Annotated in this window: 15 protein-coding genes and 1 pseudogene; 11 read left to right on the forward strand and 5 right to left on the reverse strand. The window is 69.9% G+C overall.

Features of this window, described 5'->3' with window-relative positions:
- Positions 1–68 precede the first annotated feature (68 nt).
- The 6 genes from OHB56_RS31210 to OHB56_RS31235 all read left to right on the forward strand — a co-directional run bounded on the left by OHB56_RS31210 (position 69) and on the right by OHB56_RS31235 (position 7,458).
- A complete protein-coding gene (locus OHB56_RS31210; RefSeq protein ID WP_406356857.1) occupies positions 69–2,909 on the forward strand; it encodes an AAA family ATPase in 2,841 nt (946 codons plus the stop codon).
- Positions 2,910–4,888: 1,979 nt separating this feature from the next.
- Entirely contained in the window at positions 4,889–5,227 is a 339-nt protein-coding gene (locus tag OHB56_RS31215; protein WP_406356859.1) for a MerR family transcriptional regulator, read from the forward strand.
- 241 nt (positions 5,228–5,468) lie between these two features.
- Positions 5,469–5,672 carry a cold-shock protein gene (locus tag OHB56_RS31220; RefSeq protein WP_019072426.1) on the forward strand — a complete coding sequence of 68 codons (204 nt, stop codon included), beginning with the start codon at positions 5,469–5,471 and terminating at the stop codon, positions 5,670–5,672.
- 341 nt (positions 5,673–6,013) lie between these two features.
- On the forward strand, positions 6,014–6,667 hold the full coding sequence (gene trhA, locus OHB56_RS31225; protein ID WP_406356861.1) for a PAQR family membrane homeostasis protein TrhA: 654 nt from the start codon (positions 6,014–6,016) through the stop codon (positions 6,665–6,667).
- A gap of 230 nt (positions 6,668–6,897) precedes the next feature.
- Positions 6,898–7,254 carry a PRC-barrel domain-containing protein gene (locus tag OHB56_RS31230; RefSeq protein WP_055626730.1) on the forward strand — a complete coding sequence of 119 codons (357 nt, stop codon included), beginning with the start codon at positions 6,898–6,900 and terminating at the stop codon, positions 7,252–7,254.
- Between the two features lie 36 nt (positions 7,255–7,290).
- A complete protein-coding gene (locus OHB56_RS31235; protein ID WP_169796075.1) occupies positions 7,291–7,458 on the forward strand; it encodes a hypothetical protein in 168 nt (55 codons plus the stop codon).
- A gap of 86 nt (positions 7,459–7,544) precedes the next feature.
- On the opposite strand, the pseudogene OHB56_RS31240 reads toward OHB56_RS31235, so the two are convergent.
- Positions 7,545–8,770: pseudogene (locus OHB56_RS31240) on the reverse strand (PP2C family protein-serine/threonine phosphatase); the annotation flags it as partial.
- Positions 8,771–9,983: 1,213 nt separating this feature from the next.
- Here OHB56_RS31240 and OHB56_RS31245 point away from each other — a divergent pair.
- Positions 9,984–10,709, forward strand: coding sequence for a glycoside hydrolase family 11 protein (locus OHB56_RS31245; protein ID WP_055593770.1), 726 nt, complete (start codon positions 9,984–9,986; stop codon positions 10,707–10,709).
- A gap of 1,899 nt (positions 10,710–12,608) precedes the next feature.
- Here the strand turns inward: OHB56_RS31245 and OHB56_RS31250 are convergent.
- From OHB56_RS31250 to OHB56_RS31265, 4 genes are all read right to left on the reverse strand, one after another.
- A complete protein-coding gene (locus OHB56_RS31250; RefSeq protein WP_406356864.1) occupies positions 12,609–13,646 on the reverse strand; it encodes an alcohol dehydrogenase catalytic domain-containing protein in 1,038 nt (345 codons plus the stop codon).
- Positions 13,647–13,689: 43 nt separating this feature from the next.
- Positions 13,690–14,061 (reverse strand): DUF2255 family protein, encoded by a 372-nt coding sequence (locus OHB56_RS31255; protein ID WP_326755225.1) that lies wholly within the window; start codon positions 14,059–14,061, stop codon positions 13,690–13,692.
- A 42-nt stretch (positions 14,062–14,103) separates the two neighbouring features.
- On the reverse strand, positions 14,104–14,988 hold the full coding sequence (locus tag OHB56_RS31260; RefSeq protein ID WP_406356866.1) for an aldo/keto reductase: 885 nt from the start codon (positions 14,986–14,988) through the stop codon (positions 14,104–14,106).
- Between the two features lie 617 nt (positions 14,989–15,605).
- On the reverse strand, positions 15,606–15,758 hold the full coding sequence (locus tag OHB56_RS31265; protein WP_326755227.1) for a hypothetical protein: 153 nt from the start codon (positions 15,756–15,758) through the stop codon (positions 15,606–15,608).
- 247 nt (positions 15,759–16,005) lie between these two features.
- Between OHB56_RS31265 and OHB56_RS31270 the strand changes: the two genes are divergently transcribed.
- From OHB56_RS31270 to OHB56_RS31285, 4 genes are all read left to right on the forward strand, one after another.
- Positions 16,006–16,518 (forward strand): SRPBCC family protein, encoded by a 513-nt coding sequence (locus OHB56_RS31270; protein WP_406356868.1) that lies wholly within the window; start codon positions 16,006–16,008, stop codon positions 16,516–16,518.
- A 118-nt stretch (positions 16,519–16,636) separates the two neighbouring features.
- Positions 16,637–18,964: an FdhF/YdeP family oxidoreductase gene (locus OHB56_RS31275; RefSeq protein ID WP_406356870.1), complete on the forward strand. Its 2,328-nt coding sequence runs from the start codon at positions 16,637–16,639 to the stop codon at positions 18,962–18,964.
- A 321-nt stretch (positions 18,965–19,285) separates the two neighbouring features.
- Positions 19,286–20,806 (forward strand): catalase, encoded by a 1,521-nt coding sequence (locus tag OHB56_RS31280; protein ID WP_326755230.1) that lies wholly within the window; start codon positions 19,286–19,288, stop codon positions 20,804–20,806.
- 214 nt (positions 20,807–21,020) lie between these two features.
- Positions 21,021–21,521, forward strand: coding sequence for a metallophosphoesterase family protein (locus tag OHB56_RS31285; RefSeq protein WP_406356872.1), 501 nt, complete (start codon positions 21,021–21,023; stop codon positions 21,519–21,521).
- Positions 21,522–21,561 lie beyond the last annotated feature (40 nt).

Genomic DNA, 21,561 nt, shown 5'->3' on the forward strand with positions numbered 1-21,561 from the left:
GTCGATGCGCGGGATGCGGTGATCGGAGGCGTTGAGCCCTGGAAGGTTCCGCCACGTCTGGAGAACCGGTGGACGAGTACACAGTGACGACCGCCTGCGGCCGCAGCGGCACCGCCGTGGTCAGGGGAGCCGAGTTGGACAGGCTGGTCGCAGCGGTGACCGCGCCGCGTGCGGCGGAGCCCGTGACGAGGCCGGTGGACGCTCTGCTGACCGTGGTGGGAGAGTTCGGAGCGGGCAAGACCACCCTGGTGGAGGCGGTCGTGGCGCGCTTCGCCGCGGACGGCGGCCGGGTACTCGAGGCCGACAGCAGCCAGTCCGAGACCCACCTGGCGTTCTCGGGGCTGCACCAGCTGCTACGTCCGGTCCGCGGGCGGATCGACGCCCTGCCCCTCAGGCAGCGCGGGGCGCTGCACGTCGCTTTCGGAGTGGCGGAGCGAAGCGAGGCGCCGGACCCGATGCTCATCGGGACAGCGGTCCTCACCATGCTGTCGGACCTCGCCGCCGAGCGTCCGCTGCTGGTGGTCGTGGACGGCGCCCAGTGGGCCGACCGCGCCTCGCTGGAGGCTCTCTCCTTCGTCGCCCGGCGTCTGGCCGACGAACCGGTGACGCTGCTGGTCGCCACCAGGGACCCCACGTTGCGCGGGCTCGCCGCTCAGGAACCGACCCTCACCCTGGAGCCCCTCGACCGCGGCGCGGCGGAACGGCTGCTGGACCTCCAACCGCGGGTGCCCGCCGGACTCACCCGGGCGTCCATCCTCGACCAGGCCGAGGGCAACCCCCTCGCCCTGGTGGAACTGGCCCGGGCCGTCGGCGACCACGACAGCACGTCCCGCACGATCTACGGCCCGCTTCCGGTCACCGAACGGCTGGGGCGGGTCTACGCCGACCGTCTGGCCGCACTGCCCGCCGAGACGCGCCGCGCGGTGGTGCGCCTGGCCACCGTCGACAACGAGGACCCGTCGCACACCGTGCTGTCCTGGCTTCCCGACATCGGCGATCCGGTGTGGGCGCCCGCCGAGGAGGCCGGACTCGTCCGGCGAAGCGGGGGACGACTGCGCTGCGACCACCCGCTCTCCCGCCTCGCGATCTACCACACGGCCCCCGCCGAGGAGCGGCGCGCGGCGCACCTGGGGCTGGCCGAGCTGTTCGGCGACCAGGATCCCGACCGGCACGCCTGGCACCTTGCCGCCGCTACCTCCGGGCTGAGCGCGGCGGTCTCGGCCCACCTTGAAGGCAGCGCGGACCGGGCACGTCACCGCAGTGGCTACGCGGCTGCCGCCCACATGCTGGAACGGGCCGCGGACCTGCACCCCGACCGGGGCGAGAGCACCCGGCTGCTGGCCGCCGCGACCAGTGCGGCGGTCCTGACCGGCAGGCTCGACTCCGTCGAACGGCTGGCCGCACGCACCCGCGCCGGCACCGACGACCCGACGGCCGCGGCCCTCGCCGCCCTCCAGGTCGGCCGGCTCATGACACTGACCAGCTCGCACAACGCCGCCTTCGGACAACTGATGCGCCCCGCCGCCGCCCTGGCCGAAACCGATCCCGCGGCGGCGTCGGAGGCCCTGGCCGCCGCCGCTGTGGTGCGCTTCTACTCCGGTGACGCGGCCCAGTTGTACGAGATCGAACGCCTGCTGCCCCTGGCCTCGGCGCCCCCCGGCCACCGGCTCGGAGAGCGGGAGACGCTCCTGGCGGGCTGGGCCGGGGTCGTCGCGCATCCGGACGCCGCCGACGCGCGCTTCGCCCTGCGGCTGCCCGCCCTGGCCGCGGTCGCGCGAGAGGAACCGCAGACGCTGATCCTGCTCGCCGCCGCGGCCTGGCTGCTGGACGAGACGGAACTGGCCGCGCGTACGTACGACGCGGCGCTCGCCTCGTGGACCTCGCAGGGACCGCTGCCGGACGGCCTCGGCGGGGTAGCCGCCCTCGCCTATCTGGAACAGGGCCGGTGGGCCCGTGCGCAGACGGCCTGCGCCGAACTCGCGGCCGTCGCGTCGTCGGTCGGTCTCGATCATGCCGCGGCCTGTGCCGCCGCGACGGAGGCGCTGCTGTGCGCGCTGCGCGGTGACGTGGCCGGGGCCCACGCCCGGGCGCGGTACGCCCTCTCGCTCGTCGACCCGCGGGAGAGCCGTTCTGTCCTCGTTCTCGCCCACCGCGCGCTGGGCACCGCCGCCACCGTGGAAGGCGATCACGAGACCGCCCACCAGCACTACCGTGTGCTCTTCGACGACCGGGGCAACCCCACGCACTACCACCTCTCCTACCCGGCGTTGTCCGAGCTGGCGGCTGCCGCGGCCCGGGTCGGCCGTCGCGAGGAGGCCACCCGGATCGTGGACGGAGTCGAGCGGTCCCTGGCGGACGCGGGCGCGCTGGCGCCGCGCAGGGCCGCGCTGGTCCGTCTGAGCCGGGCGGTGCTCGCCCCCGCCGAGGAGGCCGAGCACCACTTCACGGCGGCTCTGGAGACTCCCGCGCTCGCCCGCCGGCCTTTCGAGCGTGGCCAGGCGCTGCTCGCGTACGGGGAGTGGCTGCGCCGCCGCCGCCGTATCTCCGATGCCCGTCCGCCACTGGTCGACGCCGAGGCCGTCTTCCGGCGGCTGGCCGCGCAGCCCTGGGTGGCGCGGGCCCAGTCCGAACTCAGGGCCGCAGGTGCCCAGAGCGGCACCACGAAACCGGACGCCTTCGCCGGCCTCACCCCGCAGCAGCAGCAGATCGTGCGGCTGGCGGCGCTCGGACTGACCAACCGTGAGGTGGCCGAGAAGCTGTATCTGTCCCCGCGTACCGTCAGCTCGCACCTCTACCGGGCGTTTCCCAAGCTGGGCATCACCGTGCGCTCCCAACTGAGGCATGTGGTCGATGCCATGACCGCTGACAGAGAGGCGGGTCGAGACATCGACGCGAGGGGCGGGGCATGATCGCCGCGCACCCCGGCCGGCGGTCCGGCCGGGATCTCGGGGAAAGAGGCAGTCCTGTCGGTACCGCGCCGTGAGCGGAGGATCAATGCGCTGGAGGCATGACGCTCGTTTGACGCTCCGAGCCTTGAATCGTGGGAAGTGAGGGGCGAAGAATGGTCATGACCTGCGGTTTTCGTTGCAGCGCACGCTGTGGCGTCTTTCCGATGACGCATCACGTGGAGTGCGTGGCGATTCTGGAACCGACTAAGAAACTCCTCTGACCTGCAGTTTTCCTAAGTCGTCGGTCTACTCGACCTGTTTCCACACAGACAACGGGTCGAGTAGGACAGCTTGGCTGTTGAGGTGCCCTGACCTGCACGGTCAGGTTGAGCCATCGCCGCAGCCGGCCGGCAACGGGCTGTCTCCGCGGATTCTTTGACGCTCAGTCGACGCCCGTCGAGCGCTGTCCCAGGGCTTCACTGCCGACCAGGCGCGATCTCGGCGAGTGGGTCCTCAAGGGAGCGTGCGGCCGTGGCGGCCCATTCGCCGACCCGGTGGGGCGCCCCCCGCTGACGCAGACCCTCAGGCGGTCAGCGGGGGGAGTAGTCGTACCCGCGGCGTTCTGCCCCTAGGGCGCCGTTACGAGCTGCTGGACGTCTCCTGAAGGGCCGGCAGAGCCGCAGTGCTTGCCGGAGAAACCGACGACCACGGTCGACGTGTGACGGCAAGCTCCCGCGTCCCGCCTGTGTCAAGGTGCCGACCCATGCCTGATCGAGTCGGGGCCCGCGCCGGGTTCGATCAGGCGGTCCATCCGAGGCGACGCCACCGGTCGGGCGAGCACGGGCAGCCGGGCGAACACGGGAGAGTACCCGCGGGTTGAGGAAGCAGATCCCCGTTGTGGCGCTGACTCGGCAGCAGGAGCGCCAGTCCGCGAATCGTGGCACCAGCACCGGCGTGCACCGCTTCCACGAGCTGCTCGGTCATCGGGCCACGCCCGTCAAGACCGACGCAGGCCCTCGTGCCAGGCCCGTCACCGGCCGGCCTGTCGGTAGATACGGCCGAAAGCATGAATGCCCAGCGGTGGCCGGCACCTGTCGACGGTAACCGTGGCGCAGTCGGCGGCACTCCGGGAAGCCCGACGGGCTGCGCGGCTGTGGGTCACTCCGAGCGCCGGACCTGAGCTTTGGGGCTGCTCCGGCCATCAAGAGACCGGACGAGGAAAGTTACCTCATGTTCGAGCGCGCAGAAATCTATGCCCGCCAGAGTAGACATTGAGTTGTGGTGTGGTTATGGTTTCTCTTGTAGCCGAGATCGAGCAAGGCCCGGCAGAGACGAACTGCCGGGCAGCAGTACACGCAGGTGCAGTGCGCAGGACGGTGCGGTGGTGGAGTTCCGAAGCCAGGGTTGTCGTAGGACGGCGACGGGACTGACGACCGGACCGGGTGGCCCGCAGTGATCAGGGGCCGCCGTGAGCAGGGCCGCGGTCAACGCGGTGGCAGTACCTGTAAGTGCAGTGCGCAGTACTCAGCAGTGAAGTCAGTGAGCAGTACCTCGGTGAAGGCGTCGGCTGCGGGCGCGCGCACCGGGAGGTTCGGCAGTGGGGTTCCAAGCCAGAGCAGACGCAGGACGGGCGACGGGGCTGGCTGCCGAAGAGTGGCGCTGTCACGGGCCACGGAGCAGTTCGCATCACCAGCAGTACGTAGGAGAGCAGTACCAGCAGTAGGTAAGTGATTGATCCCAGAGGGAAGAACGGAGGACTTCAGCGCCATCAGGATCGCCCGGGTGGAAGCCTTGAACCCGGGTACCGCAGGACATCGATAGTGAGGTGGTCTCCGGTCAAGCAACCGCGATCCCCGCACCCCCGACAGCGAAGTTCCCGTCGGGTCAGCGGACACAGAAGGCCGGCGCAACACCAGGGCCGGCAGATGGTGTAGCAGTTCCTTCGGGGCCCTGGTGCCAATGGCACCAGGGCCCCTCCACGCGTTCCACAGAGAGGTGCAATGACCGCAGACGACTCGTTCGGCCGTCTCGACGACGACGACTACCCCGCCTACACCATGGGCCGGGCCGCCGAGATACTCGGCACCACCCAGGGCTTCCTGCGCGCCATCGGCGAAGCCCGCCTGATCACCCCGCTCCGCTCCAAGGGCGGCCACCGCCGCTACTCCCGCTACCAGCTGCGCATCGCGGCCCGCGCCCGGGAACTCGTCGACCACGGCACCCCTATCGAGGCCGCCTGCCGCATCGTCATCCTCGAAGACCAGCTCGAAGAAGCCCAGCGCATCAACGCCGAGCACCGCCGAGCTGCCGGATCACCCAACCCCCCGGCCGCGGCATGAGAGGAGCGTGCCGGCCGGTATCGGTGGACACCGCCCGCACGGTCCCGGTCTGCGGCGTGATCGTTCCAGTGGTGACGCGGTGTGCGGCCGTGTAGCGTCTGCGTCAGCTGTCGTGGTTCGGAGTTCCCCTTTGCCCACGCCTTGGTGTGGGCGTTTTGCTGTGCTGTGCCGCAGGAACCAGGGCGATCACCTCTGCCTTCCACAGGGAGTGGGAGGCGTTCATCGACTGGAAGGCATGACTATGGCTACGGGAACCGTGAAGTGGTTCAACGCGGAGAAGGGCTTCGGCTTCATCGCCCAGGACGGGGGCGGCCCGGACGTCTTCGCGCACTACTCCGCGATCAACTCCTCGGGCTTTCGCGAGCTCCAGGAGGGCCAGGCCGTGACGTTCGACGTCACCCAGGGCCAAAAGGGCCCGCAGGCCGAGAACATCAACCCGGCCTGACCTCGCGGCCTTCCCCGAGGGACCGGGCACTTCGCGGCCGGTGACTGCCGCGGCCCGTGCGGGCCGTGTTTTCAGCCGGACAAGGGGACCCGCTCTCGTGCCGGGCGCCGACAGGACCTGTCGTGCACAGGATCGGGGCCGCGCAGCCATGGCTGCGCGGCCCCGATCCGTTGAGGTGCATCCGGGGCGACGCGACCTCGGCCGGAAAATTCCTGAACTCGGCCGCTCCGAGCGTTGCCCCGGATTCGGCCGCCGCACCGTCGAGTTGCCGTGAGGACGGGTTGCCCGGCGGATCACAAGGCGACCGTGCAGGGGAGAAGGCTCACTCGGTCGCTGTTCTGGTGGAGCGGGCGGCCGACCTGGCCGAACCGATCAAGCCGAGGTTGCGTGGCTGGCTCCATGCCGGAATGTTCCCCGCCGCGCTGATCGCAGGCGTCGTACTCATCTGCCTGGCCCGTACTCCGCAGGCAGCCTGGGCCTGCGCCGTGTACTCGGTCACCGCCTGGCTGCTGTTCGCGACGAGCGCCATCTACCACCGCGGTACCTGGGGGCCGCTGGGCGAGGCTCTTCTACGGCGTCTCGACCACGCCAACATCTTCCTGATCATCGCCGGCACCTGCACGCCCCTGGCCGTGCTCCTCCTCCCGCCGGAACAGCGGTCCATGCTGCTGTGGATCGTGTGGGCGGGCGCGTTGGCCGGCATCGCGTTCCGGGTCCTGTGGGTCGGAGCTCCGCGCTGGCTGTACACCCCGTGCTACCTGGCCCTGGGGTGGGCGCCGGTGCGCTACCTGCCCGACTTCCTGCACACCGGCGGAGCGGCCGTACTCGCCCTGATCGTGGCGGGCGGTCTCCTCTACAGCGCGGGCGCGGTCGTCTACGCCCTCCAGCGACCCGACCCCTCGCCCCGCTGGTTCGGCTTCCATGAGGTGTTCCACGCCCTGACCGTGGCAGCCTTCACCGCGCACTATGTCGCCATCTCCCTCGCCACCTACTGACCCCGCGACAGTGTTCCGGCCCGTGCCGCTCATCGCCCACGTTGCCGTGCGCTGGACCGCGACGGGCCGGGCGGTCGCTGAGGCATCGCCCCGCGCGTGAAAGTCGTCCGCCGTCTGGCCTGAAAGTGGGCTCCTCTCCAGGGCGTGACGCTCCGTGGACAGGTAAGGAGGGAGGAGCGAGAGGAAGACGAGACAGCGGTCTTCAGCTGACCTGCGACGGAGGAGGCCCCGTGTTCGAGGCGGAAGACATCAGGGAATGGCGAGGCCACGACGTGGTCGACCACGAGCGGCACAAGATCGGCGTCCTGGAAGCGCTCTACGTCGACACGGCCACGGACCGGCCCGCGTTCGCGACGGTCACGGTCGGCCTGCCGACCCGGCACCGGCTGGTGTTCGTCCCCCTGGCCGACGCGACGGTCGGTCCGGGTTATCTGAAGGTCGCCTACGACAAGAAGCAGGTCAAGGAAGCGCCCTCGATCGGCACGGACGGCGAACTGCTCGCGGAGGACGAGAAGACGGTCTTCGCGCACTACGAGCTCGCCTACCGGACGGGTGCGGGCGGCGAACGTCGCCTCGCCCGCCGCTGATGCCCCAGCAACTTCCCCTCCTCTGAGGTGACACGCATGGCTCTCTTCCTCCTGCTGGTCATTGTGGCCATCGTGCTCGGCATCATCGGAGTGGTGGCGAAGGGTCTGTTCTACCTGCTGGTCATCGGTGTGGTGGTCCTGGTCGCCGACTTCGTCCTCCTCGGCCTGCGCCTGGGCCGCCGCCGCAGGCGCCTGCCCCGGTGACGCGGCCACCCGGGCAGAGCACCCCGCTTCGCCTGCCCGAGGGCCGGCCGAAGTGGGCTGCTGGAGCAGTCCTTGAGCCATCGCCGAGTGGTCCGCCCGGTCCGTGACGGTGCGGAGGCGTCGGTGAGGTCGGCGCCGGTGGCGGCGTCCCGCTGGGAGTGGTTGACGCCGTGCCAGTCCAGGCACATGACGGTCGCGTCGTCCTGCAGGTGACCGTGGTTGGCGTCGACGACCGCCGAGATGAGGGTGCGGGCGGCCTCACGGGGATGCAGCGCGCGGGTGCGGATGATCAGGTCCGACAGATCGAGGCTGTTGGCGTTGCGCTCCAGCATGCCGTCGGTCAGCATCACCAGCCGGTCGCCCGGCCGCAGGTCCAGCGACTGGACCCGGTAGCTGTGAGGGGTATGGAAGCCGAACGGCATATCGATCTTCGGTTTGATCTCCCGCACCTGTCCGTTCCGCATCCGCAGCGGCCAGGGATGCCCGGCGTTGATGAACTCGGTCCTGCCGTCGATCAGGCTGATGCGCAGGAGCTGGCCTGTGACGTAGCCCTGGCGGCCGTGCTCGCGCATGGCCTGGTCGGCCTGACGGGCCTGACGGGCCTGTTCGGACAGGTCGGCACCGGCCCGCCGTGCCCGGCGCAGGGCGCCCACCAGAAGGGTGGCCAGCAGCGCGGCGTCGACGTCGTGCCCCATGGCGTCGGTGACGGAGAGCTGGACGGCATCCCGGTCGATCGCGTAGTCGAAGGTGTCGCCCCCGACGTGGTCGGCCGGCTCCAGCGCCCCGGCGACCGCGAACTGTGCCGCCTCGCACGCCAGCGACGCCGGGAGCAGCCGGTGCTGGATCTCCGCGGCCAGACTCAGCGGGACGGTGCGGCGGCCCCACTGGTACACGTCGGTGAAGGACCGGTTCGCGATGACGATGTACGCCAGGGCGTGCGCGGTCTCGCCGATCTCTCGCATCGCTTCCGCGTCCGGCGCCGCGGGCAGGAACAGTTCCAGGAGACCGATGGCGTCCCCGCGGTTGGTCACCGGGGCGACGACCCGTACCAGTGCGCCCTCACCCTTGTCCTCCACGCTCGGCCGCTGGGTACGGATCACATCGTCGTACAGGGTGCCTCGCAGCGTGATGCGCCGGGCGGGCTCAGCGGTATCGACGCTGCCCGCCGTACGACCGAGCCGCCGGTGAAGTCGGTGATCAGGAACGACACCGACGCGGCCCCGAGGTGCTCCCTGAGCATGCGCGCGACCACGTCGAGCGACTCCACGGGTGCCGCGGTCTCCGCCGCCGCCAGTGCCCCCGCCAAGGTCATCGCCCTGCCCCGGTCACCCCCGTTCTCGTGAGGACGAGTGGTCGGCCCACCGTTCCCCTCAGGCCCACATACGGTCACGGTGGCTCCTCGCTGGTCGCTGGCGCTCAGGACTCCGTCCCGGGTGGGCGAGGGGCCGGCGCCAAGCCCGGTGCGGCAGATGTCATTGCACCACGAAGCCCCTGAACGGATGCGCCTGGCGGCCAACCGCTCGTCGAACGGTCCGGCGCCGCCTCCGCGTGGAACGCCGTGAAACGAGGACAAACCTGCGGCAGGGAGAAGGGGGTGTATCCGGTGGCGCGGCCGGTGGTGTCGGGGAGTCGGCCCATGCGTGTGCGGGAGTGGAGGAAGGCGGTGCCGTCACTGACCTTCAGATGCGGGAAGCGTTCCGCAAGCTGTGCTTCGAAGGGGTCGACGGTGTGCAGGCCGCGGAGCCAGACCATCACGAGCAGGTTGTCGGAGCCGCTGACGGACACGGCGAGGCGGACCTCCCCCCTTCGGGCCGGAGCGTTGCCCGTGCCGCGAGATGGGTGCGGGGGACCACCGTGCGGTGGAACACACGTCGAGAGCCCCGCGAGAGGGTGGGCCAGGTCGCAGCGGAAGGTGATGACACTGTCCCGGGCCATCCGCTGAAGCCGTCGAGGGGTGGTGTGCCCGCTCATCCCGGTCGCCACCCCGCGGTCGAGGGAGCCGAGGCGTCCGTCAGGGCGAGGCTGACGGATTCGAGGGTCCGCGCGCGGCACCGCACCTCGACGTAGGCGACGGTCGCGGATTTCGCCGCGTCGTACGCGGTGACCCAGGCCAGGCCGTTCGTGCGCAGTCGTTCCCAGTGGGGGCCGCCGCAGTCGCGTCCACGCCTGTTCGAAAGTTTCGAGTGTTGCGCACATGCTTGCGTTACCGTCCCTTCCTTATCTCATTCCATCCCTCACGACGGTTCGCGTGACAGGTAGCTTGACCAGCGAAGACGTACTCGCCAAGACCTTTTTTTGTTAAAGAAGTATTTCCGAAAGGCTGTCGAAAGTGTTGACAGGGTCATAGCTTTTTACGAAAACTGTGGCCACCGAACGACAGGAGAACGTCGTTCCCCTCGCGTCATGTGACCGGGGATGGCGGTCGGTCGTTGCGGCACGACGACGGGCGACCCCCGCCGTGTTCCATGCAAGGCCGCGGGCAGCAGAAGCCGCCCGCCCCCCACCAGCCTTCATCGGGAGGACGCATGCAGCAGGACGGCACGCAGCAGGACCAGATCCAGCAGAACCCCGCTCCCTTCAGCGGCTTGAGCCGACGAGGTTTCCTCGGCGGCGCCGGCACCGTCGCGCTCGCCACCGCGTCCGGACTGCTGCTGCCCGGCACCGCCCACGCCGCCACCACCATCACCACCAACCAGACCGGCTACGACGGCATGTACTACTCGTTCTGGACCGACGGCGGCGGCTCCGTCTCCATGACGCTCAACGGCGGCGGCAGTTACAGCACCCGGTGGACCAACTGCGGCAACTTCGTCGCCGGCAAGGGCTGGAACACCGGCGGGCGCAGGACGGTCCGCTACACCGGCTACTTCAACCCGTCGGGCAACGGCTACGGCTGCCTCTACGGCTGGACGTCGAACCCGCTGGTGGAGTACTACATCGTCGACAACTGGGGCAGCTACCGGCCCACCGGCGAGTACAGGGGCACCGTCTACAGCGACGGCGGCACGTACGACATCTACAAGACGACGCGGTACAACGCCCCCTCCGTTGAGGGCACCCGCACCTTCGACCAGTACTGGAGCGTCCGGCAGTCGAAGGTGACCAGCGGCTCCGGCACCATTACCACCGGCAACCACTTCGACGCCTGGGCGCGCGCGGGCATGAACATGGGCCAGTTCAGGTACTACATGATCATGGCCACCGAGGGTTACCAGAGCAGCGGAAGCTCGAACATCACGGTCAGCGGCTGACCTCTGTCCGGCGAACAACCGGCTGCGGGCTCCGTCCTCGTGGCGGGTCCCGCAGCCGTGGCGAACTCGCCACCGCGGCGGGGGCACCCCCGGCCGAAGGCTGGGGGAGGGTCGATCGGTTCGACAACCAGCACTTCCACACAGCGATCGGCGACATCCCACCCCACGAGCACGAGACCAACCACCACGCTCAACACCAGCCTCCAACCGGCAGCTGGAGTCAACGCATAGAGCCTCCACCGATTCCCGGACTGGTTCAGGTCCCTGCCCAGATGGTTCGGCATGGTTCGGCAACACGCTCCAGCCCGGGTACCTCATCGGCACCGGCGGCCGGTCCCGGACGCAGATCGCCTCGTCCGGGAACATCGACGGTGACGGATTCACTGACCTCATCGCCCGGGACACCTCCACGGGAACTCTGGACGTACCACGGCCGCAGCAGTGGTGACGCTGACGGAGACGGCACTCCCGACACCGCTGGCACCGAACCGGCCTCCCGCGGGAACCATGGCCAACCGCACCGCGTACGCCACCGGTTGGACAACTGCCGCCCGCCCGCTGATCACCGCGACAGGAGACTCCCACAGCGACGGAGTCCCCGACCTGTGGACGACGGCCTCCAACTCCACAGCCGGACTCCACCTCGTACCTGGCCGACGGACTGGTCAGGTCGGTCCACCGTCAGTCGTCGGGACCGGCGGTCGGAGCGTGATGAAGCGCGTCTCCTGAATCCCCACGGGAGGCAACAAGCCTGACCAGGCCGACCGCCTCCCGGCACCTTCCAAGGGGCGCGGAGGGCGTCAGGCGGAAGGGGCGCGGATCGTGCTGACCGCGCACGGCAGGCCCAGCCGTTTGCCGCACACACCGACCTTATGCGCGCCAGACCTCGACACCGTGCCCCGGGTGGGGGCGTATCAGGGTTATGTGGAGGAGATGGCAACGCGAGCGTTCTCCCCGAGGAATTGCCACAGCCCTTCTGGGTCGGATAGGCCGATCATCGGATGCGAAGGTCGAGGTCAGGTATGCAATTCACGGCTCGCCCGGCCCTGAGCGGCATGTTCGTGTCCAGGAGGATCAAAGTAGGTTGCTCCGTCCCGGGCGGTGAGCAACAGGCAGGACAAGCCTTCCAGGCCCGGAGCGGTCTCGTCAGTGGATTTCGAGCACACTGCCCCTTCAACGGCGGGCCTCTCGTGCGCACCGACGCGTCTCCACCGACGTGAGGCTCCGTACCGGGGGAGGTGCTGCGCAGGGAGTCGTGACGCGCCAGATCGCCGGTGCCGAACCGATGTAGGGCCGTGCCGCTCGTTTGACGCTCCGGGCGCCCGGCGGCCCTCATTCGGGCCCCAGAAGCATCTCTGACCTGCTGTTTTCCCGCCTGCGTCCAGGGTGACCTGTTTCCGATGACGCACCACGTGGAGCGCGTGGCGATTCTGGAGCCTGCCGCGAAGGGTTCCTGACCTGCAGCTTCTCCTGCTCCTGCCGATCTCGGGCTGGTCGGGCCGACCTGTTTCCGTGGGTGCACGACGTGGAGTGCGCGGCATGCCGGACACATTGCTCCGACCTGCGGTTTCAGCCAGGAGGGCAGGGGTGGCGAGCATGCTGCGGCGGTCTTCGCCGGGAGGGTGAGCGTCGAGCCCACTGAGCAGTACGGATCGTGAAGGTGCCCGGGGGCCGGTGTCCGCGGAGCCCGGGATGCTCGTCATGGCGGAGCCTTGGCTACGATCGCTGGGCAGCAGGAGAGGTCCCCGGGCCGCCCCGGGCCACCCGGCCTCACCTGAGCCGCCAGTGATCACGATGTACTGCGTTCCCGCAGGAATTCCGGACCGGGGCGGCGGAGGCTTTTGGGGTGCATGCGCTGATCGTGCACGCGGTGACTTCGTCGCCGCGCCGCTTCGGGTGTCACGGGGTGAGGAGGACCTTGAGGGCTTCGCGCCGGTCCATGGCGCGGTAGCCGTCAGGGGTCTGCTCCAGGGTGAGGGTGCGGTCGAAGACGCGGCCAGGGTCGACGGTGCCGTCCAGGACGGCGGGCAGCAGCTTCTCGATGTAGGCGCGGACGGGGGCCGGGCCGCCGGTGAGGGTGACGTTCGGGCCGAAGAGGCTGCCGAAGCCGACGGGGGCGTCCTCGTACTGGGGGACGCCGACGCGGCTGATGACGCCGCCGGGGCGGACGGCTCCGACGGCCATCTCGTAGGCGGGCATGTGGCCGACGGCTTCCAGGACGGCGCGGGTGCCGTGGCCGCAGGTGAGGTCGCGGACCCTGGCGATGCCTTCGTCGCCGCGTTCGGCGATGACGTCGGTGGCGCCGAAGTGCCGGCCGAGGTCGGTACGTTCCCGGTGGCGTCCCATGAGGATGATGCGCTCGGCGCCGAGCTGTTCGGCGGAGAGCACGGCGAGCAGGCCGACGGCGCCGTCGCCGATGACGGTGACGGAGTCGCCGGGCTCGACCTGGGCCCGGTGGGCGGCGTGGTAGCCGGTGCCGTAGACGTCGGCGAGGGTGAGCAGGGAGGGCAGGAGTGCCTCGTCCACGTCGTTCGGGAGCTTGACCAGGGTGCCTTGTGCCTGGGGGACACGGATGGCCTCGGCCTGGGCGCCGCCGACGCCGGCGGCGGCGAAGAAGCCGCCGTCGGGGCAGGAGGTGTGCAGGCCGGCGCGGCAGAACTCGCAGGTGTTGTCGGCGAAGGCGAAGGGCGCCACGACCAGGTCGCCGCGCTGGAGGCCGGAGACCTCGGATCCGGTCTCCTCGACGGTGCCGAGGAACTCGTGGCCCATCGGCGCCGGGCCGTCGGCGGCCGTCAGGGAGTGGTACGGGTGCAGGTCGCTGCCGCACACGCAGGAACGCAGGACGCGGACGATCGCGTCGGTGGGCTGCTCGACGACCGGGTCGGGGGCGTCCTGGACGCGGACATCGCCGGCTTCGTACAGGAAGGTGGCTCGCACGAGCGTTTCTCCTAGCGGTGACGATCAGGGGGTGGCCGGGGGATCAGCGGGGTTCGAGGCGCAGGGTGGAGGCGCGGGCCTGCTCGGTCAGCACGTGCTCGACGATGCTCGTGTACCGCCCGTACTTCTCCCGGTAGGCCGCGTCCACGTCGGCGAACTCGCCGGGCCCCGCCTCGCGGAAGGCGACGTCGGCCCGGACGCCTCCGGCCGTGATGCGGCCTTGGTGGCGGGACTGGGCGCCCCGATACCAGGGGCCGTTCACGCCCTTGACCGAGCGGACGTAGACGTGGTCGCCCGTTCGTACGACCCACATGGTCACCGGGCCGCGGAGAGTGCCGTCGGCGCGTTCGGACTCCAGGTCCAGTTCCTCCGCCGTCCCGATCTTCTGCAGGTCCGAGTCGTTCCAGGTGATCATGGTCCTCACCTTCTGTGTCCTCTGCGCGGAGGGAAAGCGATGTCAGGCTTCGGGGATGGCGCGGCCGAAGGCGGCGAGGGTGACGTTCTCCGGCTCGGGACCTCCGCGGCGGCCGGTCTCCAGACCGTCGAGGGCCTTCATCTCGTCCGCGGTGAGTTCGAAGTCGAAGACGTCGATGTTCTCGGCGATCCGGTGGCGCTTGGTCGACTTGGGGATCACCGAGCGGCCGTGCTGGAGGCCCCAACGCAGCAGCACCTGGGCCGGGCTCTTGCCGTGTGCCTCGGCGATGCCGATGACCACCGGATCCTGCAGGACGCTCTTGCGGTTCTCGCCGTAGCCCGGGTAGAAGGTGATTCCGCCGATGGGGGACCACGCCTGGTTGAGGATGTGGTGCCGGTCGTCGAAGTCGAGGACGGCGCGCTGCTGGAAGTAGGGGTGGATCTCCAGCTGGTTGACGGCCGGCACGACGGAGGTGGCGTCGAGCAGCGCGGTCAGGTGATCGACCATGAAGTTGCTGACGCCGATGGCGCGGACCTTGCCGTCGGCCAGGAGCTTCTCCAGGGCGCGGTAGGCCGCGAGGGTCCTGTCGAAGTCCGACGGCAGCGCCTGGTGCAGGATCAGCAGGTCGATCCGGTCGACGCCGAGCTTGGCGGCGCTCTTGTCGAATCCGTGCAGGGTCTCGTCGTAGCCGTAGTCGCTGATCCAGACCTTGGTCTCGACGAAGATCTCCTCGCGGGGCACCCCGGAGTCGCGGATGGCCTGGCCGACCTCGCGCTCGTTGCCGTACGCGGCGGCGGTGTCGATGTGCCGGTAGCCGAGGCCGAGCGCCGCCGTGACGGCGGCCCGGGTCTCGTTCGGCGGGGTCTGGAAGACGCCGAGCCCGAGGGCGGGCATCTCGACGCCGCTGTCGAGGGTGAGGGTCTGCATCACAGGGACCTTTCGTTCCGAGTGGCCCGTGCGGGCACGATCAGGGTGAGTACGGTCACGATCGCCGGCGTGAGCAGGACGGCCGAGCCGGTCAGGGCCGCGCCCGAGCGGGACGCGATCTCGGCGGCCGCATGGCCGGTGGAGACGGCGTGGTGACCCCTGCGTCACCCGGCACATGGGCGGCGCCCGGACGCCTCGGGTCGGCGACGTGCCCGGCACGGGCGTCGCCGGCCCCGTAGGCGGATGCTGCGCGCACGGTGTTCCTTCGAGTCGGCTGTGAGTCCAGGCCCGGCCTCGGACCGCCGGTTTCCGGCCTTTCCCAGGTAACTGCACGTCGGCCCACGAGCGGGAGTCACTGCTCTTCCGGGTACGGGCAGTACCTCGCAGGCCCGCTCGGACAGACCTGACGTGAAGAGGTCGGCACGGCACACGGGATGATCGGAAGGAGGTCGCGGTGCCCCCGGCTCCGGTATGCACACCGGCCCGGCGGCTGAGCCGCACCGTCTGTCCCGCGCCGCCCTCCCCCGGCTCGTCACCTGTTCGGCTTCGTCGGTCTCGCCCAGGTCGATCCGGCGGCGTTGTCGTCCGTCCGGTGTCTTCTCGGCGGTCGGTGCCCGCTACGGCTGCTCGCCCCCGCCGTCCGCCGAAGCCCGGTCGTCCTCCTCGTCCCGTTCTCCCTCGGCCTGCGAGGGAGTGGTCCGGTCCGGCTCTGTGGGCCGTTCCTCCTCGTCCCGTTCTCCCTCTGCCTGTGAGGGGGTGGTCTCGCTCATCACATCACCTTCTTTTCCTTGGTTCATGCCGTCGCCACGGGCTGTGGAGTTACCCGGGTCCCCGGAAGAGGCGTGCGTCAACCGTCCGCGGAGGCCCCGCGGTGGCCGGCGGCGTGCGGCACCGGCCGACGGAGGCGCCGCCGAACCCGCTCCAGGGACGACAACACCCGGGTTGAGAGCGTTCGAGGAGGGCACTCGATCGCGTGGATGCACGACCCCTGGCCCATGGCGGAGAGGAGAAGCGCCCATGAGCGTCATCGAAGGCGCTGTCGACGTCGACGTCCCGGTCCACATGGCTTACAACCAGTGGACTCAGTTCGAGTGCTTTCCCCTGTTCATGCGCGGCGTGCGCCGGGTGGACCGGCCGAGTTCCTCCATGACGCACTGGGTGATCAGGGTCGGCGGCGTGACCCGCGAGTTCGACGCGGAGATCACCGAACAACGCCCCGACGATCGAGTGGTGTGGCGCACCGTGGGGAGGTCCCGCTCGACCGGTGAGGTGCGCTTCCAGGCGCTGGGGGAGACCCGTTGCCGGGTCGCCTTCCGGATCGATTTCACTCCGCGCGGCGCCGCCGAGCGGGCCGGGGACGCCCTGGGTCTGGTCCGCAGGCAGGTGCAGGAGGATTTCCGGCGCTTCAAGGAGTACATCGAGGGCCAGGGCCGGGAGACCGGGCAGTGGCGGGGAACGATCAGTGGTGGCCATGTGGAACCGGACTCCGACCTTCTGCCGCCGCGGGTGCCGAACTGGCCGACCGGCTGAGAAACGGCCATGACGCCATAATCGATAAGAGGATATTTCCGGTAGCGCCACTATTCGCCGTCTCCCGGCTCGGCGGGGAGCGGTGGAGGCGAGTGGAACAGAGCGGAAGGTCGATGTGGTGCGAGAGTCATCGAACGGTGATCCGGGCGGCGAGCAGGCGAAGATCACTCCGCCGAAGACGTGGGCGGCCGGTGTCCCGGCGGTGGCCCACGCGGTGCAGTACTCCCTCGCCGAGACTTCGGCCCGCCGTACGGCACTGAACCTGCTCGACATCAACCAGACCAAGGGCTTCGACTGCCCGGGCTGCGCCTGGCCGGACCCCGCGCCGGGCCAACGCCACACGAACGAGTACTGCGAGAACGGCGCCAAACACGCCAACGACGACGCCACCACGCGACGCGTCACCCCCGAGTTCTTCCAGCGGTATCCGGTCTCCGAACTGGCACGCGGCTCGGACCGGTGGCTGAACCAGCAGGGGCGGCTCACCCGGCCCATGGTGAAGCGGCCGGGCGCGGACCACTACGAGCCGATCAGCTGGCACGACGCCTTGGGGCTGATCGCCGATGAACTGCGGGCCATGGACTCGCCCGACGAGGCGATCTTCTACACGTCCGGCCGGGCCGGCAACGAGACCGCCTTCGTCCTCCAGCTCTTCGCCCGGGCCCTGGGCACCAACAACCTGCCGGACTGCTCCAACATGTGTCACGAGTCGAGCGGCGCGGCGCTGTACGAGACGCTGGGCACCGGCAAGGGCGATGTGAGCCTGCTGGACATCCACCACGCCGATCTCGTGATCACCCTGGGGCAGAACCCGGGCAGCAACCACCCCCGCATGCTCTCCGCACTGGAGGAGACCAAACGCGGGGGCGGACAGATCGTCGCCGTCAACCCGCTCCCCGAAGCGGGCCTCATGCGCTTCAAGAACCCGCAGAAACCGCGCGGGGTCGTCGGCCGGGGCACCAACCTCGCCGACCAGTTCCTCCAGATCCGGCTCGGCGGCGACCTCGCCCTCTTCCAGGCCCTGAACCTGCTCCTGCTGGATGCCGAGGACGCCGCGCCGGGGACGGTGCTGGACCGGGATTTCATCGACCACCACACCAGTGGGTTCGAAGAGTTCGCCGACCACATCCGCACCACCGTCTCCTGGCCGGACGTCCTGGAGGCCACCGGCCTGACCCGCCGCCAGATCGAGGAGCTGCGGGACCGGGTCCTGGCCAGCGAGCGGATCGTCGTCTGCTGGGCGATGGGACTCACCCAGCACAAGCACGGGGTGCCCACCATCCGCGAACTGGTGAACTTCCAGCTCCTGCGGGGGAACATCGGCAGGCCAGGAGCCGGCGTCTGCCCCGTACGCGGACACAGCAACGTCCAGGGGGACCGGACCATGGGCATCTGGGAGCGGATGCCCCAGCACTTCCTGGACGCCCTCGAACGCGAGTTCTCCTTCGCCCCGCCCGCCCGGCACGGCCTGGACACGGTGAACTCCGTCCGGGCCATGCTCGAAGGCCGGGCCAAGGTCTTCCTCGGCCTCGCGGGCAACTTCGTACGGGCCGCCCCCGACAGCGACCTGACGGAGGAGGCGATGCGTCGCTGCCGCCTCACCGCGCACATCTCCACCAAGCTGAACCGCTCCCACACCGTCTGCGGCGACACCGCGTTGATCCTCCCGACCCTCGGCCGCAGTGAAAGGGACTGCCAGAACGGCGAGGAGCAGTTCATCACCGTCGAGGACTCCATGAGCCAGGTGCACGCCTCGTCCGGGCGCCTGGAGCCGGCGTCCAGCCACCTGCTCAGCGAGGTCGCGATCCTCAGCAGGCTGGCCCGCCGGACACTGGCCGACAAGGTGCCCGTGCCCTGGGAGGACTTCGAGGCGGACTACGGCACCATCCGGGACCGCATCGCGCGGGTCGTCCCCGGCTTCGAGAACTTCAACACCAAGGTGCGCAAGCCGGGCGGCTTCGGCCTGCCGAACCCGGTGAACGAGGGTGTCTTCCCCACCCCCGGCGGCAAGGCGCTGTTCACCCTCAACGGCTTCGAGGCGCTGCGCGCCCCCCAGGGGCATCTCCTGCTGCAGACGCTGCGCTCCCACGATCAGTGGAACACGGTGCCCTACACCACCAACGACCGGTACCGGGGCATCCACGGCTCGCGTCGCATCGTGCTCGTCCACCCCGCCGACCTGCGTGCCCTCGGCTTGGAGGACGGCTCCCAGGTGGATGTGGTCAGCGTCTGGGAGGACGGCACCGAACGTCGTGCCGAGGACTTCCGGCTCGTCTCCTATCCCACGACCGCCGGCTGCGCCGCCGCCTACTACCCGGAGGCCAACGTCCTGGTGCCGCTGGACAGCGTGGCCGCCACCAGCAACACGCCGACGTACAAAGGCATCGTCGTACGCCTGGAGCCACGCTCGGGCGACCACGCCTCCGGAGTCGTGGAACGCCCGTGACGACGGGAGCGACGGCTCCCCCCGTGCCCACCGCTCGTTCCCCGGGCCGGACCGGTGACCAGGTGTCGTCGGGGCGGAGCCGATCGGGCAGGGAGCGGCATCCCGGTCGCTCTGTCCGAGTGAGGACGTTTACCGCGGCTGTTCCGGGTGAACCCGGCTCCGGGAACCGAGACGTGCTGGTGAGGATGTGCCGAGGTCGCTCCGGCGCGTCCTTGCCACGAGTGCGGGCGGGGAGTGCCCCGCCCGCTTCGCCGGCCGCGCGTTCGCGCACCGGTGCCGGAACAGCCGGCTCGTCGCAGCCACGAGACGAAAGGCAGAGCCATGACGGAGATCCGACCCGCCACCACGACCGACTCGGGCGCTCCTGCCGAGAGCGACGAACACTCGCTCACCGTAGGACCCGGGGGCCCGATCCTTCTGCAGGACGCCTATCTGATCGAGCAGATGGCGCAGTTCAACCGGGAGCGGATCCCCGAGCGCCAGCCACACGCCAAGGGAAGCGGGGCCTTCGGCCACTTCGAGGTGACGCACGACGTCAGCGCGTACACCAAGGCGGCCCTGTTCCAGCCGGGCGTCCGCACCGACCTGGTCATTCGCTTCTCGACCGTGGCCGGCGAGCGCGGCAGCCCGGACACCTGGCGCGACCCGCGCGGCTTCGCGGTGAAGTTCTACACCAGCGAAGGCAACTACGACATGGTCGGCAACAACACGCCGGTGTTCTTCGTGAAGGATCCGATGAAGTTCCAGCACTTCATCCGCTCGCAGAAGCGCCGCGCGGACAACAACCTGCGCGACCACGACATGCAGTGGGACTTCTGGACCCTCTCCCCGGAATCCGCCCACCAGGTCACCTGGCTGATGGGAGACCGCGGCATTCCGCGGACCTGGCGCCACATGAACGGCTACACCTCCCACACCTACATGTGGATCAACGCCTCGGGTGAGCGGTTCTGGGTGAAGTACCACTTCAAGACCGACCAGGGCATCGAGTTCTTCACCCAGCACGAGGCCGACCAGATGGCGGCGGCGGACACGGACTACCACATGCGGGACCTGTTCGAGCACATCCGCGACGGCGAGTTCCCCAGTTGGACCCTGAACGTGCAGGTCATGCCGTACGAGGACGCCGTGGGGTACCGGTTCAACCCGTTCGACCTCACCAAGGTGTGGCCGCACGGCGACTACCCGCTCATCCCGGTCGGCCGGATGACGCTCGACCGCAATCCGACCGACAACCACGCCGAGATCGAGCAGGCGGCCTTCCAGCCCAACAACCTGGTCCCGGGCATCGGACCGAGCCCGGACCGCATGCTCCTGGCCCGGCTGTTCTCCTACGCGGACGCCCACCGCCACCGCATCGGCGCCAACTACCAGCAGCTCCCCGTGAACGCGCCCGTCGTCGACGTCCACACCTACTCCAAGGACGGGGCGATGGCCTACCGCAAGACGACGGATCCGGTCTACGCGCCGAACTCCAAGGGCGGCCCCGCGGCCGACACCGCCCGCTACGGCAGCCCGCCGAGCTGGGAGGCCGACGGCGAGATCACCCGCGCCGCCTACGTCTCCCACCCGGAGGACGACGACTGGGGGCAGCCCGGCACCCTGGTGCGCGAGGTCATGGACGACGCCGCACGCGACCGCCTGGTCGACAACGTCGTCGGACACCTCCTCAACGGTGTCACCGAACCCGTCCTCGAGCGGGCCTTCGCGTACTGGTCCAACATCGACGAGAACATCGGCAAGCGCATCGCGGACGGGGTACGGGCCAAGGCCCACGAGAAGGACCCCAAGGCCGCCGAACAGGGCAATCCCGCACGGAGCTCCATGCAGCGCAAGGCATGAGACTCGCGCGAGTCCGCCGGGCCGGCACACGGCCTCACCCGTGAGCCGCCCGGCAACCGGCGGCGCCCTGCCCGACCGGATGCTTCAGGGGGACGGAACGGGGTACTCCACGGGGCGTGATCAAGCACGCACCGTGGCGGGGCCCGGCCGCGAACCGTCGCCCGACGCCGCGGGTACTCCTGTGCCGGGTCGGGGGAGGGCGACTGTGTCCCCCGTGAGGCTGCTGCTCCTCTCCGATACGCACGTGCCGGTACGCGCCAAGCGACTGCCCGCCGAGTTGCTGGGCGAGGCGGAGCGGGCCGACGTCGTGATGCACGCGGGGGACTGGGTCGACACCGCCACGCTCGATCTGCTGGAGGCACGCGCATGGCGGCTGATCGGCGTGTTCGGCAACAACGACGGCCCTGAGCTGCGCGAGCGGCTGCCCGAGGTGGCCCGGGCGGAGCTGGGAGGCCTGCGGTTCGGCGTCGTTCACGAGACGGGCCCGGCGCGGGGGCGGGAAGACCGCTGCGCCCAGCGTTTTCCCGACCTGGACGTCCTGGTCTTCGGTCACAGCCACATCCCCTGGGACACCAGTGCGCCGGGCGGCCCGCGCCTGCTGAATCCGGGGTCACCGACGGACCGCAGGCGGCAGCCGTACTGCACGTACATGACTCTCGTCGTGGCGGACGGTGTGCCGGGCGAGGTCACCTTGCACCGACTGCCGAGGCGCTGACCGGCGATCCGCCCCCTGCGCGGCAGCACCGGTCGGGCAA

The organism is Streptomyces sp. NBC_01635, assembly GCF_045209715.1.
Taxonomy (GTDB): domain Bacteria; phylum Actinomycetota; class Actinomycetes; order Streptomycetales; family Streptomycetaceae; genus Streptomyces; species Streptomyces hirsutus.

Bases quoted from the DNA above. Each gene is read 5' to 3' on its own strand.
- OHB56_RS31215 (WP_406356859.1), top strand. From the start codon at position 4,889: ATGACCGCAGACGACTCGTTCGGCCGTCTCGACGACGACGACTACCCC.
- OHB56_RS31220 (WP_019072426.1), top strand. From the start codon at position 5,469: ATGGCTACGGGAACCGTGAAGTGGTTCAACGCGGAGAAGGGCTTCGGC.
- OHB56_RS31235 (WP_169796075.1), top strand. From the start codon at position 7,291: ATGGCTCTCTTCCTCCTGCTGGTCATTGTGGCCATCGTGCTCGGCATC.
- OHB56_RS31245 (WP_055593770.1), top strand. From the start codon at position 9,984: ATGCAGCAGGACGGCACGCAGCAGGACCAGATCCAGCAGAACCCCGCT.
- OHB56_RS31255 (WP_326755225.1), bottom strand. From the start codon at position 14,061: ATGATCACCTGGAACGACTCGGACCTGCAGAAGATCGGGACGGCGGAG.
- OHB56_RS31260 (WP_406356866.1), bottom strand. From the start codon at position 14,988: ATGCAGACCCTCACCCTCGACAGCGGCGTCGAGATGCCCGCCCTCGGG.
- OHB56_RS31265 (WP_326755227.1), bottom strand. From the start codon at position 15,758: ATGAGCGAGACCACCCCCTCACAGGCAGAGGGAGAACGGGACGAGGAG.
- OHB56_RS31270 (WP_406356868.1), top strand. From the start codon at position 16,006: ATGAGCGTCATCGAAGGCGCTGTCGACGTCGACGTCCCGGTCCACATG.
- OHB56_RS31280 (WP_326755230.1), top strand. From the start codon at position 19,286: ATGACGGAGATCCGACCCGCCACCACGACCGACTCGGGCGCTCCTGCC.